The following is a 16,390-nucleotide window of genomic DNA, read 5'->3' on the forward strand; positions in this document are numbered from 1 at the left end:
AATTTAATGATATCATATTAGAAACTTGCGCGTACTCCAAAAGTTACAGTCTTAGCCGTTGGATACACATAATGATCAACACCCTGCACAATAGAATTTGAACTTCCATAAGAGTTAACTTCAGGATCATACCATGAGTAGTTGGTAATCGTAAGGAGATTTTGCCCACTCACGTAAATCTGACCTCTAGTCAAGCCTTTGATATTCCATTTTTCTATTGGCAGATTATAAGTGATCTGAATATTCTTAAGTCTCAGGAATGATCCGTCCTCAATAAAACGGTTTGACATTTGTGCTTGTGATAATGCTTTTATAACCGGGTACTTTGCATTCACATTAGTTGGGGTCCAGTGGTTATAATAAACCTCTTTGAGCATATTTAAGCCTTGTCCATAATCATAGTTTTGACCCTGAGCACTCAGGTTGTAAATGTCATTACCCTCAGTTCCCTGTACAAAGATTGAGAGGTCAAAGTTTTTATAGGACATATTGGAAGTTAGGCCATATGTGAATTTAGGGTTTGGGTTTCCAATAATCCTTTTATCACCGGCATCACGGATCCCATTATTATTGAAATCTTCATAAGCTATCAACCCATTCTGATCAAATCCTTTTTCCACATATCCATAAAAAGAACCTAACGGATAACCCTCTCTAAGTATGTTCGCATTGTCGCTTAATGCAGCGCCTATGGTTTCGCCCAAAATGTCGCTACCATTGTTTAACTTAATTACTTTGTTCCTGTTAATCGAGAGATTTCCTCCCAACTGCCATTTGAATTCATTAGTTAATACATCAGCAGATACAGACATATCTATCCCTTTGTTCTGAATTTTTCCAATATTCTGTACCGTATAAGCGTAGCCTAATGAGGATGGAAGCGACACGTTATTGAGCAGGTCACGTGTATTTTTTACATAAAGATCTAACGTAAAGCTTAATCGGTTATTCAAAATCCCTAAATCCAAGCCGACATCGGTCTGTGTAGTAGTTTCCCATTTTAGCGGTCCGGCTAAACGGGTTCCCGGAGCATAAGACGTAGTTAGCGCATCACCGAAAACAACTTGACCAGAGGCAAGCTGATTCAGCGTATAATAGGGGTTGATGGCCGTGTTTCCTGTTTCACCATAGCCAACTCTAAGTTTTAAATCGGAGATAACTTCATACTGTTTAATAAAGGACTCTTGTGACAGGCGGTAGGCCAATGCCACAGAAGGAAAGTATCCCCATTTCTGTCCTTCACTATATCTGGATGAACCATCTGCACGAAAACTTATAGTAGCAAGTAATTTGTCATTGTAATTGTAATTGACCCTTGACAAATAAGAAAGCAGGGCCCATTTCGTATAATATGATGCTGGTACGCCCTGTGTTGCTGCTGCGCCGATATCGTATGTTTCCTGGTTGTCACTTATAAAGCCGTTACCCGAAGCAAGAAGACTTGTAGAAACATAATCCTGATACGTAAAACCTGCTAAGGCCGAGAAGGTGTGTTTACCCAATGTTTTTTGGTAATTAACAGTATTCTCACTTAATAGACTGGTAACGCTTGGCGTAGAAACGCTGGCAAAACCTGTAGAATTCACGAACTTTGTAGTTCTGTAAATATCGTTACGATCATCCGTGTTTTCAATTCCTGCCAGAGTTTTGAATATCAATCCTTTTATAGGTTCAAAACTTAGCGAAGTATTTGTTAAAACCCGGTTGGACCTGGTTACATCCTTATATTGATATATAAAATTTAGCGGGTTGATAATGACATTTGAACCCCAGGTATAGGCTTCTGCTAACTTTGTATAGGTTCCATCCGGATTATATAGTCCAACAGTTGGATATCCTGAAAGCGCTGCCGATAATAATGAGCCGCCACGGTTTCCTCTATCCAAGTTCTTTCTTTCTTCATTAACCCTAGTTAAAATTGCACTGACATCAAACTTGAACATTTTACTGATTTCAGAATTCAAGTTTAACCTGAGTGAGTTTCGAACATAGTCACTCCCAATGACAATTCCATTTTGGTTGAAATTACTTGCAGCTACCGAAAACCTGGTCTTTTCAGTACCGCCACTCACGGTAACTGAGTTGTTCATCATAGGTGCTCGCTGGAAAATAGCATCCTGCCAATCAGTTCCCTCTCCAAAACCATTGATCTGATCTGGTGTGAAACGAGGATTCGCCTTGTCGTTTGCTGCCTGTTCATTATAAAAGTTAGCGTATTCAGTAGCATTCATGAGATCTAACTTTTTGCGTAGTGTCTGCATGCCATAATATCCATCATAGTCTACCACCACCTTACCTGCTTTACCTTTTTTTGTAGTAATCAGCACAACTCCATTTGCACCCCTCGAGCCATAAATTGCTGTTGCTGATGCATCCTTTAAGACCTCTACAGATTCGATATCTGCATTGTTAAGTAAAGTTGGTGAGGATGAATAAGGAAACCCATCGACAACATACAAAGGTTCGTTGCTACCTTGAATAGAGTTGGTACCTCTGATCCTAACGCTTATCGCCGCACCCGGAGCGCCCGTGTTTTGAGAAACATTTACACCCGAAGCCCTGCCTGCCAACGATTGTATAACATTTGTTGACGGTACTGAATTTAACTCTGACCCCTTTATTGAAGCTACAGATCCGGTTAAATCACGTTTTCTTGCGGTTCCATAACCCACTACAACAACCTCATCCAAATCGCTTTGTCCTGAGGTTAACGTAACATTGATCACGGTTTCGTTGCCCACCACAACCTCTTTAGGGTCGTAGCCGATTGAACTAAACACCAAGACTGACCCTTTCGCGGCGCTGATACTATATTTACCATCGCTATTCGTGGATACGCCTCTTTGAGTACCTTTTACAAGCACTGAAACTCCGCTTAATGGACCAATATTGTCAGACACCTGTCCGTTAATATTGACTTGTATTTTTGAAGCGATGTCACTGGTACCTTCCAACACTTTTATATTGAATGTACGCTCAGTTAGCATGTCATTTGATACGCTGGCTAATGAATGACTATTTTTTTTGTGGTTATCGTAGGCATTTGCCTGTATACTTATTACCAATAGCAGGCAGGATGCTCCTGCAAAACGCAATAGCTTGCAGCACCGGTTTTTACTTAACGGGTAAGTATTTAAAGTATTTTTTTTATACATATTAGTAGGTTTAAATTTGGTTTAATGTGCTTATTGTTAATACCCATCCATTTACTGTGAAGGCGATTGGATACCTTTGCCAAGTTAAAGCTTAGAATTAATTTTTCGAGATCATCCCCCTCCTCTAATTTCGTAGTATAGTGTATCCATTACGTTATTGTTAGCAGGTTGTGTGCAGGGCGCGGAGATTTGGAATAATAAATTTCCATACTGTGTATCAAACAGCATCAACAGAAACGCTTTTTTTCCGTCCATCCCTTTGAAAAAGGAAAAGATGACTTTGTTCATAATTTGGTTAGAATAATTGTTTGTCAGCAGTAAATAGGATCTACCGTTTCGTAGACAAGTTTACAAAAGCTCTGCATTTCACCTGGATTAAAATGTATCAACATGTATTAAAATCCTATCAGATTTCGGTTTTTGCGTAAACACGTAGGAAAACTCAATAGAATGGACATAATGCTAGAATATTCATAAAGATTGAAACGATTTTAGTTATGATTTTGGCCCGCGTTCCATACATTGTACTTTAGCCGAATGCAGGTTAGTAGTCAATAAATTATCAACCTTATATGAAAATGGATTTTAAGCTTTACTTTCCTGTTGCTGTCAGATTATTTGCGGGAATGATACTCATCTTTCTCTCCCTAGACACCACTGCGCAACTTAGGATTCCCAATATTTTTACGGATGAAATGATCTTGCAAAGAGATAAGGAGGTGAATATTTGGGGATGGGCTAAGCCTGGAATAGAGGTAGAGGTGCAATTAGGTAAAGCTAGCTATCGAGCAACTGTAAAGGAAGATAGTACCTGGAGCGTAGTAATACCATTCCATCGCGCGGGTGGTCCATATCTTCTTACGGTTAACTCCTCAGGGGAGCAAATAAAGCTTAAGGACATTTATTTTGGCGACATATGGTTTTGTAGTGGACAGAGCAATATGAGCTTTCAGGTAGCTCAAGCGAATTACTATGAGGCAGAATTGAAGGATGCTGAATATCCTTTGATTAGGGAACTCGGCCTTGCTTTAGAGTCAACACTTTATCCCAAGCACGATATTAAGGAAACGTCATGGAAAAAGGCCAGCGCGGGCACGATAGGTAAGTTTTCTGCTGTAGCCTGGTTCTTTGCTAAAGAACTTTATCATAAAACCAAAGTTCCAATAGGAATCATCCATTCTTCCTGGGGAGGCACACCGATTGAGGCGTTTATGGATGATAAAACTTTGCAGGTTTTTCCAGCAGCGAAAAAGAAGATGGATTTGCTTAGCCCTGAGTTCATTAAAGCCACACAATTGAAAAATATACAACTGGTTGAATCGTCAGGGAATCCCAATCCCAAAGGTTTTATCAATATACGTAACGGTTATCCAACGCTGGTTTACAATGCAATGGTTGCGCCCTTTTTTAATTTCCCTGTGAAGGGTGTCTTGTGGTATCAGGGAGAAGCTAATTCCGATATCCCGGCCTGTTTTCAGTATGAAAAGTTGTTGACTGGTATGATTACTTCCTGGCGAACATCTTGGAAAGAGCCAGATCTTCCTTTTGTTGTCGTACAGTTAGCCAACTACAGGCAAAAGGTTAGTACCGTATCCCCAATTTCGGGTTGGGCAGTGTTGCAGGAAGCACAATATCAGGTTTCTCAAACCCTTAAAAATGTGGGAATTGTAATAACAAATGATATAGGAAATCCATTTGACGCTCATCCAAAGAATAAGCAGGACGTTGGCAAGCGTTCCGCGGCAGTTGCTTTAAATAAGTTTTATGGGTACAAAAGCTTAGTAGCCAGCGGTCCGTCTCTGCGCAATGCAGAAATTTTAAAAGATAAAATGATTCTTTCATTTGATGGAATAGGTAGCGGACTGACTGCAAAGGGTGGAGGTGATCTTTTAAATGGTTTCTTAATTGCTGGTGAAGATCAGCAGTTCTACGAAGCAACAGCCAGGATTTCTGGAGATCAGGTTGTGGTGTTCCACAAAGATATACTGAGCCCTACGTTTGTTAGGTATGCATTTAAAGACAATCCTCCAGCAGTAAATTTTTACAATAAAAACGGCTTCCCAGCTGTACCTTTTAGAACAGATACTGAGAAGCGTTTAGATGTTAAGTAGGTACGACCGGATTTAGCGTTTCAAATAATCACTTGCGTTTTTCCCGTAGTATTTTTTGAAGACAGTGCTGAAATATTTTGGATCAGAAAAGCCGACCATATAGGCCACTTCGTTTACATTGTGATTCCCACTTACCAACAGTTCCATCGCTTTTTTAAGACGGTATTGCTGGATAAATTCTAATGGTGTTTTGCCGAGTAGGCCTTTAAACTTTCTGTACAAACTGGCATGACTCATTCCGATCTCGCGCTCCAGATCCTCAATTGCGAAATCTGGATTTCCAATATTATCTTCTGCAATTTTAGTTGCCTGATCAATAAATTTCTTGTCCAGTAGAGATAGATCTTCATTAATCGGCAATTCGTTTTTGGCAAAACGCTCCTTTAATCGTCTTCTATTCTCTAAGAGATTGTCGATACAGCTTCTTAAAAGATCTAAATCAAATGGTTTTTCAAGATAAGTGTCGGCACCTATCTTATAGCCTTCAATTTTATTTTCATTGCTTCCTAAAGCTGTTAGTAAAATAAAAGGAATATGACTGGTTTTGATGTTGTTCTTTATTTCATAACAAAATTCAGTTCCATCCATCGTTGGCATCATCACATCCGAAACAATAACATCAGGAACAACTTTAGCGGCTACCGATAAACCTTGCTGCCCGTTCTCAACCTGATAGATCTGATAAAAACTATCTAGGTTTTTGATCATCAGGTTCCTTAGATCATCGTTATCTTCTGCTATTAAGATCTTTGGCTTTTTACCGCTGCTAGTCTTTGTCTGTTTTTCCGGGCTAAGCTCGCTCATATTGTCGACCGGTGGGGTTTCCAATAGTTCTTCTACAATACACTGAGTTTCTGGTATCGGGAACTTTATATGAAAGGTGGTGCCATGATTCAAATGGCTATCAAACCAAATGTCTCCGTGATGCAGTTTAACCAGTTCTCTGGTAACCATCAGCCCGATGCCAAAGCCAACTTCATTCGAATTAATCACATTCTTTGCCCTGAAGTATCTTTTAAAAATGAGTTTTTGTTGCTCTTCAGGTATACCCAATCCACTGTCCCTGATTGCTATGTGATAGAACTTATTAAACACATTGGTGCTCATATCAATCTGTCCGCCTTTCGGTGTATATTTTACGGCATTTGACAAGATGTTGAAAATGATCTTATCGAACTTATCTTTATCAACCCTCAATATACTTGAGCTATGTTTATGGTTTCTGGTTAGTATGATTCCTCTTTGTTCCAACAGTGGAATAAAATCATTGCAGATCTTATCCAACGTTTTCTCAACGGCAATGGTAGCGATGTTCATTTTGATCTTCTTGAAATCCGCTTTTTCAAAGTCTAATAATTGGTCGATCAGACCGTTTAGCCTGGACGCATTGTGGCTGGCAGTTTTAAGAATCTCTTGAGTTTCTACGGAGAAATCATTTTTCTTGAGGGCAATGGTGAGCGGTGATTTAATTAAGGAAAGCGGTGTTCTAATGTCATGAACAATGTTTATGAAAAACCTGATTTTATCTTTTGCATGGAGTTCACTCAACTGTACATGATAGAATTTAATTCCAGAGTAAATTAAGGATACCGCCAAAATAAAATAGAGTAGGTATGCCCAGGTTGTAGCCCAAAAAGGTGCAGAGATGTTGATGTCAATCAGCCGCTCATTTTGTTCAAATTGTGAGCCCATTCCAGAATTTGCCCATTGCACTTTAAACTTATAATCTCCCGGCTTTAAGTTGGTATAGTTTGCAGCATGTTCACTGGTAGCAGGCGACCATTCCTTATCCAGTCCTTCCAACTTCCATCTGTATAAATTGGCTTCGTTGGTATAGTTAACCGAGCTGAAGTCAAAGGTGATCGCATTCTGATTATATTTTAATTCAATCTTCCTTGTTTCGTCAATCGCTTCTTTTAATGGGGATGTCTTGATGTTGATGTCGGCAGGCCTATTAAAGATCTTGAAATCTGTAAATATCAGTCTCGTTCTAAAGTTTGTGCTTATAATATCCTTCGGATTGAAGATCACGATACCATGGTTTCCGCCAAAAGCAAGTTCTCCTGTTGACAATTTTGCACAGGCTCCATAAGCAAATTCTTTCAAACCCAATCCATCGGCAATGCTATAGTTTCTAAAAGTCTGTTTCTCCAGATTAAAACAGGATAGGCCTTTAGTTGTACTCAACCATAGATTACCCAGGTCGTCGGTTAGGATTCCGTAAATCAAGTTGGATGGCAGACCATCTTTTACGGTATATTTTTTAAATTTTCCGTTGCTGTATTTGATTAAACCCTGACCTTCAGAACCGAGCCATATTTCCTCTTTTATTGGCAAAACACAGAAAATGGAGCCTATCTTATATTTACTCGCATTGAAAGTGGTAATGATGCCGTTATTGTCGATGATATGCAAGCCATTGTGACCACCGGCAACAATTCGGTTGTTGTTTTTTGTAGCAAGTGACAGGACATTTGATAGTGGGAAGGTCTTTACAGCACCGGTTTTAAGGTTCTGTCTTTTAAGAAAAACGCCAGCACCTCCCGACCAAAGTTCGCCTCTATCCAACAATAAACTATTTACGTTATTTCTGAAGGTAACGTCCTTTTCTTTACTGAGGTGCACTACCTTCTGATTTGCAATGCTATAAATCCCATTTTGATAGGTGCCGGCAATAATTTCATTGTTTTCACCCTTTATCAAGGCGGTAATCTTATTGCTGATTTCCCTATTGCTAGTATTCGAAGTATTTAAATAAGTCCAGTTTTTGCGATCTGCTTTAAGCACACTAATGCCATAATTTGTACCTACCCAGAGGTTCCCCGATATATCTTCAACAACAGACCGGATGGAGTTATGCACTAAGCTATTTTGATTGTTAATCTGATGACTATACATTTTAAACCTCAGCCTGTTGGTGTTGAGGTAAGAAATCTCATGCCCGGCAAACCATACTTTGTTCTCATTGTCAATAAAAATATCTAATGCTTCGTTTTCTGGCAGTGATGCCGCATTGTTGTTGTCAGTAAGGTAAGACTGTCGGACCTGCAAACTTTTGCTGATTTTATAAGCGCCTTTACCTTCCGTAGCAAAATATATTGATCCTTGCTGATCCGGTAAGATCTTGGTTATTTCCACCTTGCTGATACTTTGATTTAGGGTTTCATTAGATTTCAATCTGAAATCGCCGATGCGGAAAGTGGAGATGTTGCCTGTAGATCCTATATAAATGTTTTGATTGGCATCGACGCCAATGCTGGACAAGCTCAGTTTGCCAATTTCCTCTATTAAGCCAGGACTTAGCAACTGGTTGACCAAAGCGTCTGATTTTAAGTCCAGGAATTGGATGCTATTTTTTGAAGCCAGCAGGAGATATTGATCGCTGTATAGGTCTAGGCCAATTAAAGTACCCGATATATTTTTGTAGGTAGTAGTTTTTTTCGAACGGTAGTTGTATTTGATTAATCCTTTATCTGTAGCAATATAAAGATCGGCTTTTCTGTCATCGATATATAAGTCTCTGATCGTGTTTTTATCGGCAACAGCATAGATGAATTTAAAGTTGTCCTCTTTAGTTTGGTAAACAAAAACGTCCGAAAAGTTATTCACCCAGATTTGTTTTTTAGAATCGACATTAAATCGATTTCGTCTTAGTCCATATCGTGTAAGCAGGTCTGCCGAATATAGATTGTAGTGTTTATAGCCAGATCCGTCATACCTGTCTATTCCCTCCTTGGTAGAGAACCACATCAATCCCTTCTGGTCCTGAGCTATGGCAAAGGTAGTGCTGTTACTTAACCCGTCTTCTACTGAAAGGTTATGGAATTCTTGCGCCAAGCCTAGCTTTATCCATAAAATTAACAGTGCGGTTAATAATACTTTCATCTCGATTTATATTGGTTGGGTAGTGGGTAAGGGCAATAATATTTACTTTTCAGGCTAAAATATGAAGTAAAGCCATCAATTGAGGCCTTTTGATAGAATATTAATAAAGGTTGATAGTAAATTAAACTACCTGTTAACGGCTCTTTTGTAAAATTGCTTTGTGAATGTCAGCCGGTAAACAGCTTGAGATTTGATTAATAACTAACCAGATATAATATGAGTAAAATCTTTACATTCCTTTTAAGGGGTGTCGATAAGAAGAGGGCACTCTGCCTTATCTTAACTTGCAGCTTAACGGCAAGCACTATCCAGGCCCAAGTTCCTAAAACAGATCCAACGCCTCCTAAGAAGGAAGCGGCGGTGTTGTACACGATCACCGGGACGGTTTCCGGAGATGGGGTAACGATTCCAGGAGCCACCGTAAAAAACAAAAAATCCAATATTACTGTCATCACAGATCAAAATGGAGTTTATAAGATTGGAGTTACGGCGCCAACAGATATCTTAACCTTTTCGTATTTAGGTTTCCAAAACGTAGACCGTGTTGTAGGTACCTTAAAACTACTTAACATCACAATGGTAAGCGTCACGAATGAACTTAAAGACGTGGTAGTTGTAGGATATGGTTCTGCAAGGAAACGCGACATCACAGGGGCTATTGTTTCGGTAACTGCTGAAGACATCGAGAAACGTACCCCAACAAATGTGTATGAAGCACTTCAAGGTTTAGCACCGGGTGTACAGGTAACCTCAGGTTCAGGTCAGCCGGGAGAAAGTGCTTCGGTAGTGATCCGTGGAACCTCCACCATGAACAATGATGGTATTGGTCCGCTTTGGGTAGTTGATGGTGTTCCAACCACAAATGTGGATGCGATCAATCCCTATGATATTGCGTCGATGGAGATCTTAAAAGATGCTGCGTCTGCCGCGATCTACGGTTCTAGATCGGCCAACGGTGTAATTATTATCACTACTAAGAAAGGTAGTGCAAAGGCACCGGTGATTGAGGTACGTTATCTTCATTCTCTAAATGAACTCACGCATACCATGCCGCAGATGAATACACCACAGTATAGAAATATGCAAAGAGACTTGTCGAGATACATACAAGGTGAAGGTCGGTTATTGGTGCCTACGGCTGTACAGAATGTGCTGGCTTCTCAAATGGCAGATTCATTAAACTTTCTGTTGAATGCCGATAATGATTATCAGGATATTGCTTTCAATCCGGCTCATAAAAACCAATTGGATATGAGTGTAGGTGGCGGTTCGGATAAATTAAAATACTTTATTGGTGGCGGTTACCTGGGTGAAAAGGGAATTATTACCAACACGTCTTATGATCGCATCACCTCCCGCGTTAATGCTGATTATATCCCTAATGATAGGTTGACACTAGGTTCACGATTTAATGTGAGCTATGGCAAGAAGAAAGGGATTGATGAAGGTGGATTTCTGAATTCCTTATTAGCCAGGAAGCCAAATCTATCTTTATACTATCCGGATAACTCCATTATTGGAACCCTATGGGGGAACAGTCCGCTGGCGTTGAACCTGCAGACTAATTTTTCCGACATCTATAATGCCTCTTTCTATCAGATGGCAGAATACAAGATCACTAAAGACTTGAAGTTTACCACTAATATAAATGGTGTAATTGCGTTGAACCGGTACAACTTTATGCGACCGACGTTATTAAGCGATGGTTATCTGAACAATTTCGGTTCTCATACCAGTACAATGAATTGGAATTGGTTGAACGAGAATTACTTGAACTACACTAAATCCATTGATAATGTGCATAATTTCGGTGGTTTGCTCGGCGTAAGTGCGCAGGGTTGGCGCACGGAGATAGATGGATATAGCGGCAGAAATTCGGCCACTGATGCTATCTACACACAGAATGCATTTGCGGCTAATTTTGATTTAACGAGAACCGGAACTACAGCGTCTGCACACACCTTGGCTTCCTTATTTTCAAGGTTCACTTATAACTACAAATCGAGGTACTTATTTACTGCTAACTTGAGAGCAGACGGTTCCTCCAGGTTTGCGAAAGACAAAAAAATAGGGTATTTCCCGTCTGCATCCGCGGCATGGCGCTTCTCTGATGAGTCCTTTATGCAATGGACCAAAAAGCTAACGATAAGTGATGCGAAATTGCGACTGAGTTACGGGGTAACCGGAAACGAAAGTATAGGGGATTATGAATCCATTCTATCTTATGGCACTGGCGGTATTTACGATGGGGTGGCGGGAGTAACTGCTGCGCGTATTGCTGTAGACAATCTAGGCTGGGAGCAAACTGCTCAATCTAACTTAGGTCTTGATGTGGCTTTCGCCAATAACAGGTTTCAGTTAACAGTCGATCTTTATAATAAATCGACCAGTAATCTGCTTGCCGCTTACGAGATACCAAAGGAATGGGGGTTTAATACCGTACGAAAAAACATTGGCTCTATTGTCAATAAGGGTTTAGAGATAGGTTTGGTAGGCGATGTCGCTAAGACAAAAAACACCACTATCAACCTGGGAATAAACGTTTCCTTCAACAGGAATAGAATCAATGAGATCGCTGGAGGAATTCCATATCTCTTTAACGATACCTGGTGGATTTCAGAGGGTAAGCCTATAGGCGACTTCTATGGCTACCGCTCTCAGGGGATCTTTGCTTACGACCAATCAAATGCTTTTAGTAGCAACTGGGAACAACTGACCCCTGTATTTCAAACGGATGCGAGCGGGCAAATGTTGAAAGATGCAAACGGGAAATATGTATTGGTTAATTATACTTTAGGTGGCGCAAACTACACGGGGACGGTTAACCAGAAGAAGCTGGCTGACGGTACGCCATTTAGAGGTGGGGATGTGAACTGGGAGAACGGAGACCTTGACGCGAATGGAATAATTACGGATAAAGATAGAATGGTGTTGGGCAATGCACAACCTGACTTCACCGGTGGTTTTAATTTCAATATCCGCCACAAAGGTTTCACATTATTTGTGGCTTCCTATTTCTCTATAGGCGGCGAGATTTACAATGCAGCGAAGTATAATCTGGTGCAGGGTAGTATGAACGGATTGTCTACCGTTCCCTCTTTCGATTTCCAGAATAATTTCTGGATCCAGCAGGGTGATGCGGTTGATTATGCCCGTCCATACTCTGACCGTTTCCAGAACGCTCGTAATGTGAGTTCATTTTATATGGAAGATGCCACGTACCTAAAGATCCGTAACGTCAGGCTGAGCTACCTTTTGCCCGCGAAATGGACATCAAAAGCTAAGCTAAGAGGGGTGAACATTTATAGCTACGTTAACAATGCCTTTACGTTTACCGGATATTCAGGTTATGACCCAGAATTTTCGTCCTACAGTGCCTTAGGAATTGGAATGGATATTAATCGTTATCCGAGAAAAAGAGAATTTGGTTTGGGGTTAAATGTTAATTTTTAATACTCATGAAATTAGATAAAGAAAATAAGATGAAAAACTTAAATAGCAGATTGGTTTACCTTTTACTGTTGGTGGTAACCATTGCAGCAACATCTTGCAAGAAGTTTTTGGAGGTGGACCCGATAAGTGAGATACCAGAACAAAAGATGTGGCAGAACCAACGGGATGTGAATTCAGGCATTGCCGAAATCTATTCCTCATTTCGTACAGCGTTAAATGCCAATTATTTCTCCTGGGGAGAAATGCGCTCAGATAACTTTGTATTGTTTAGTGAGCAGCCGACAGAGAATGGTAAGTTGATATTAAATCAGCTGACGACTGATATGGCTAGCTCCAACTGGAATACACTTTATAAAGTAATCAGTAACGCAAATTTCGCCATAAAGAATATTCCTAATGCGGACATTACGGACGCTGTGTTGAAAAATGATTATTTAGCCCAAGCTTATGCCATGCGTGCTTTAAGTTATTTCTATGCTGCCAGGGTTTGGGGCGATGTTCCGGTATATCTTGAGCCAATAGATAATATTGATAAAGGAGAGTTTAGAGCAAGAACCGCTATGAGTACCGTATTGAGAGATGTGGTTATGGCAGATCTGAAAACTGCTGAGCAATTGATAAATCCAGGTAATCTGGAACGCAAGCGCATATCCCGTCAGGCCATTTACGCCATCCAGGCTGATGTTTATATGTGGATGGAGGATTATGACAGCGCTGATAAGACGATAGATAAACTGCGTTCAAACGTAACCAATACCAACTTCCAGCCAGATATGTCATTGATGAAAAAGCAATTTGTTGATGACTTGAACAATAAGGTTAATGATAATGACCCTACCAAAGATGAATACGGTCCGGGTACAAATGAAATGATCTATGTCATTCACCAGAACGTTTCTGAGGCAGGATTAAATAACTATAGTTTGATCTGGTTATTGTTAGGAAGTGGTTCCGGACAAGGTTCTACTGTGGTGCTTTCGCCAAAATTACAGGCCATATTTACTGCGGCAAAAGCAGCTACGCCTAGCGATAACCGTTACGACAATTACCTGGCGCCATCGGGCGGTGGTACAACAACTTTTCAGGTCCATAAGTACATTGCAAACGGCACCGCTTTGCCCTATCAGAACTTTATTAATTGCCAGATGGCTTATCCGGTTTATCGTTTTACAGACGTATTGCTGATGCAGGCGGAAGCAAAAGCAAGATTGGACAAATGGCAGGAAGCTTTGGATATTATCCGTACTACAGTGAGAACAAGAGCAGGTGTTGCGGCTAGTACGAGAGCTTTAAGTACCTTTTCCTCAAGAGCGCAAGTGGTAGATTATGTGTTGAACGAACGCCAGATAGAACTGGTGGGTGAGGGCAAGCGCTGGTTTGATTTGGTTAGGACCAAAAAAGCAGTAGCCGTGATGCAACCAATTAATGGGATGAGCAATGTTAATCAAACCCTGTTTCCCATTCATCAGAGTTTAATCAATCAGAATCCGAACCTGGTACAAAACCCTGGTTACTAAATTTAAACGCTAGTCAAATGAAAAAGAATATAATTACCCTTAGAAGCTTGCTGTCTATACTTTCGGTTCTTTGCCTACTCGGCTTTGCCAGCTGCGAGAAGCTTGCCTTACAAAAAAGTTACGACTACGAAGGTCAGGCTATAGACCCACATGTTAACATGACGACCTGGAAATATATGGAGTCCAGACCAGATGTTTTTTCTTTAATGTCTGAAGCTATTGAATATGCCGGGATGAAGAGTGTCTATGAACAAACAGAATCCAAGTATACCTATTTGCTGATTAACAATGTGGGCATGACTGCGTTCATCACCAAATACGGTTTTAGTTCTATAAAAAATATTGATGTGGAAAAAGTGAAGAAGCTTTTGCAGTACCATGTGATTGAAGGTGATTATCATGCGTATGATAAGAAACTTCCTACAGAGCCGATTTATGTCAAGACTTTATTGGCGGGAGAAGATGGATTGTTGACCATTAAAGTAAATAAATCATCTGCTAATTCAGTAGGGTCACCTATTACCAATGGAAACATTATTGTAAACCTAAGGCCGAGTAATTTTGTGAGTGCGAGCATAAGTTCGGTTACCTCTAATATTTTGCCGACAAATGGCGCCATTCATGTATTTCCAGGCTTTGCTTACTATAAGCGTGATGCAAACTATATTCCAGTATTTTAATATACCTAGAGATGAAAATCAAACAATACCTGGCCATCATAGCCGCTTTCCTGATCATGGGATCAGGCTGTAGCAAGAATGAAGAAATGGATTATTCCAGTACCAAACCGCCGGAGATCAAAGCGATTTTGGAGGTCGTGCAACCAGACTTAAATAAAGCAGATAATGTACCGTTAGTCTGTGTGGTTTTTGCGGAAGCTGGACTGAAATCCGTAAAAATGAAAATTGTAAAGGCTGGCGTTGAAACTGATTATAAAGAGGTAACTACCTTTTACGACAATAAACAGTATTCGGTAAAGGAACTTCCACTTTGGGATGAAACGGTTCAGTCGTTTAAGGTCATTGCCACAGACATGGCGGATCGGACTACAGAGAAAGTTATTCCTATCAGTGTAATCAAATACCTGGCAGCGCCTGTGATTACTTTTCCTGTGCCTGAAATTCTAATTGATGAAAATTCAGGTGCAATCGTCATTCCCAGAACTAAATTTTCTGTAGTTGGCGCATCGACTATAGTTAAGGTAGAGGTTAACTTGTTTTCGGCTTCTGGAACGACCCCAGTCCCATTAGATCCTCCACTAGGGGTAGCAAGCCTTACTTATGATTTTGATCAGGAGATTTTGTATAAAGCTGGCGATAATGCCTTACAGGTTTCGGTTACAGATTCTTATGGTAAAATTAAGATCGAAACTCTGCCCATCCGGTATATCTCTATTCCAGCGCCAGTATTAAAAGCATCAGGAACCACAACACTTGATCCTATTGTGACGGCAAGCAACACTTCAAGAACCTTAACGTTTACCGCTACATCAGGTATCGGTATTAATGCCATCAGGGTTTACAAGGTCGAGAAAAATGTGGTTACAGAGTTAACTTCAGTATCAAAAACCTATACTTCAGAGAAAGAGGTCGCCTTCTCTGCAGCTCTGCCTCCATTTACCGCTTCTACAACAGGGATACGAATCAGCGCATTTGACCAGTTGGGAAGAACGACAACGGTAGATATTCAAAGTGTTATCGATTTAAGTTACAATCCAAACGCCAGGATTGGTTCACAGTTTTACTCAAAGGTTGCTGATCCGGCTTATCCAGGTGTATTTAGTTTCTATTCTGTGAAAGATATGAAGACTTATGATCTGGCCACATTCTATACAAACAGGCCAAATATCGATATGTATTTCTACTTCTTTGGCGGTGCGGTCCGTTTGTATCAGGCCACAACGAACAGGCCGGGAGAAGCATGGTCGGGCGATCCAGCAAAAGGTATTCCGCTGATGGAGAACTGGACAGGAGTACCTAGAAATGCGACCAAGATCAAGAAGTTTACACCAGGTTCCTTTGCATTTACATTTGATAATGTAACCTCCACTGATTTGAAAGCAGCGGCAGTGCAGACTTACCTGAACAGCGCACAGGTGACCGCAGATTTTGCAAATTATACCGCAGGAGAAGTGGCCTTCTTTCAGACAGCTGCAACTTCAACTAACGGTGCTAAGATTGGTATGATGCGCATTGAGTCGTTTACAGTGGATCCTGCAAATACTACCAAAGGTTTTTATGTGGTATCATTTAAGGTTGTACAGCAATAA

Annotated in this window: 7 protein-coding genes; 5 read left to right on the top strand and 2 right to left on the bottom strand. The window is 40.5% G+C overall.

The annotated features are described in order from the left end of the window. Positions 1-17: 17 nt before the first annotated feature. Positions 18-3,155, bottom strand: coding sequence for a SusC/RagA family TonB-linked outer membrane protein (locus WKF66_RS04090; protein ID WP_489673133.1), 3,138 nt, complete (start codon positions 3,153-3,155; stop codon positions 18-20). 572 nt (positions 3,156-3,727) lie between these two features. Here WKF66_RS04090 and WKF66_RS04095 point away from each other — a divergent pair. Then, positions 3,728-5,266: a sialate O-acetylesterase gene (locus WKF66_RS04095; RefSeq protein ID WP_489673134.1), complete on the top strand. Its 1,539-nt coding sequence runs from the start codon at positions 3,728-3,730 to the stop codon at positions 5,264-5,266. A 12-nt stretch (positions 5,267-5,278) separates the two neighbouring features. Here WKF66_RS04095 and WKF66_RS04100 read toward each other — a convergent pair whose 3' ends face one another. Continuing rightward, on the bottom strand, positions 5,279-9,151 hold the full coding sequence (locus tag WKF66_RS04100; protein ID WP_489673135.1) for a hybrid sensor histidine kinase/response regulator transcription factor: 3,873 nt from the start codon (positions 9,149-9,151) through the stop codon (positions 5,279-5,281). 216 nt (positions 9,152-9,367) lie between these two features. On the opposite strand from WKF66_RS04100, the gene WKF66_RS04105 reads away from it, so the two are divergent. Genes WKF66_RS04105 through WKF66_RS04120 form a run of 4 tightly spaced genes read left to right on the top strand, consistent with a single transcriptional unit; the run spans position 9,368 to position 16,390 of the window. Next, complete coding sequence (locus WKF66_RS04105) at positions 9,368-12,604, top strand: SusC/RagA family TonB-linked outer membrane protein (RefSeq protein WP_489673136.1); 3,237 nt, start codon at positions 9,368-9,370, stop codon at positions 12,602-12,604. A gap of 5 nt (positions 12,605-12,609) precedes the next feature. Continuing rightward, positions 12,610-14,121, top strand: a complete 1,512-nt coding sequence (locus WKF66_RS04110; protein WP_489673137.1) for a RagB/SusD family nutrient uptake outer membrane protein — start codon at positions 12,610-12,612, stop codon at positions 14,119-14,121. 17 nt (positions 14,122-14,138) lie between these two features. Continuing rightward, the gene (locus WKF66_RS04115; RefSeq protein ID WP_489673138.1) at positions 14,139-14,801 is read left to right on the top strand and encodes a fasciclin domain-containing protein; all 663 of its coding nucleotides are present in this window, start codon (positions 14,139-14,141) and stop codon (positions 14,799-14,801) included. Positions 14,802-14,812: 11 nt separating this feature from the next. Continuing rightward, positions 14,813-16,390, top strand: a complete 1,578-nt coding sequence (locus WKF66_RS04120; RefSeq protein ID WP_489673139.1) for a hypothetical protein — start codon at positions 14,813-14,815, stop codon at positions 16,388-16,390.

The sequence above is a fragment of the Pedobacter sp. genome, from assembly GCF_037719805.1.
Classification (GTDB): Bacteria; Bacteroidota; Bacteroidia; order Sphingobacteriales; family Sphingobacteriaceae; genus Pedobacter.

Excerpts from the sequence above, each read along its gene's own strand:
- WKF66_RS04090 (WP_489673133.1), bottom strand. The coding sequence starts at position 3,155 with ATGTATAAAAAAAATACTTTAAATACTTACCCGTTAAGTAAAAACCGG.
- WKF66_RS04095 (WP_489673134.1), top strand. The coding sequence starts at position 3,728 with ATGAAAATGGATTTTAAGCTTTACTTTCCTGTTGCTGTCAGATTATTT.
- WKF66_RS04100 (WP_489673135.1), bottom strand. The coding sequence starts at position 9,151 with ATGAAAGTATTATTAACCGCACTGTTAATTTTATGGATAAAGCTAGGC.
- WKF66_RS04105 (WP_489673136.1), top strand. The coding sequence starts at position 9,368 with ATGAGTAAAATCTTTACATTCCTTTTAAGGGGTGTCGATAAGAAGAGG.
- WKF66_RS04110 (WP_489673137.1), top strand. The coding sequence starts at position 12,610 with ATGAAATTAGATAAAGAAAATAAGATGAAAAACTTAAATAGCAGATTG.
- WKF66_RS04115 (WP_489673138.1), top strand. The coding sequence starts at position 14,139 with ATGAAAAAGAATATAATTACCCTTAGAAGCTTGCTGTCTATACTTTCG.
- WKF66_RS04120 (WP_489673139.1), top strand. The coding sequence starts at position 14,813 with ATGAAAATCAAACAATACCTGGCCATCATAGCCGCTTTCCTGATCATG.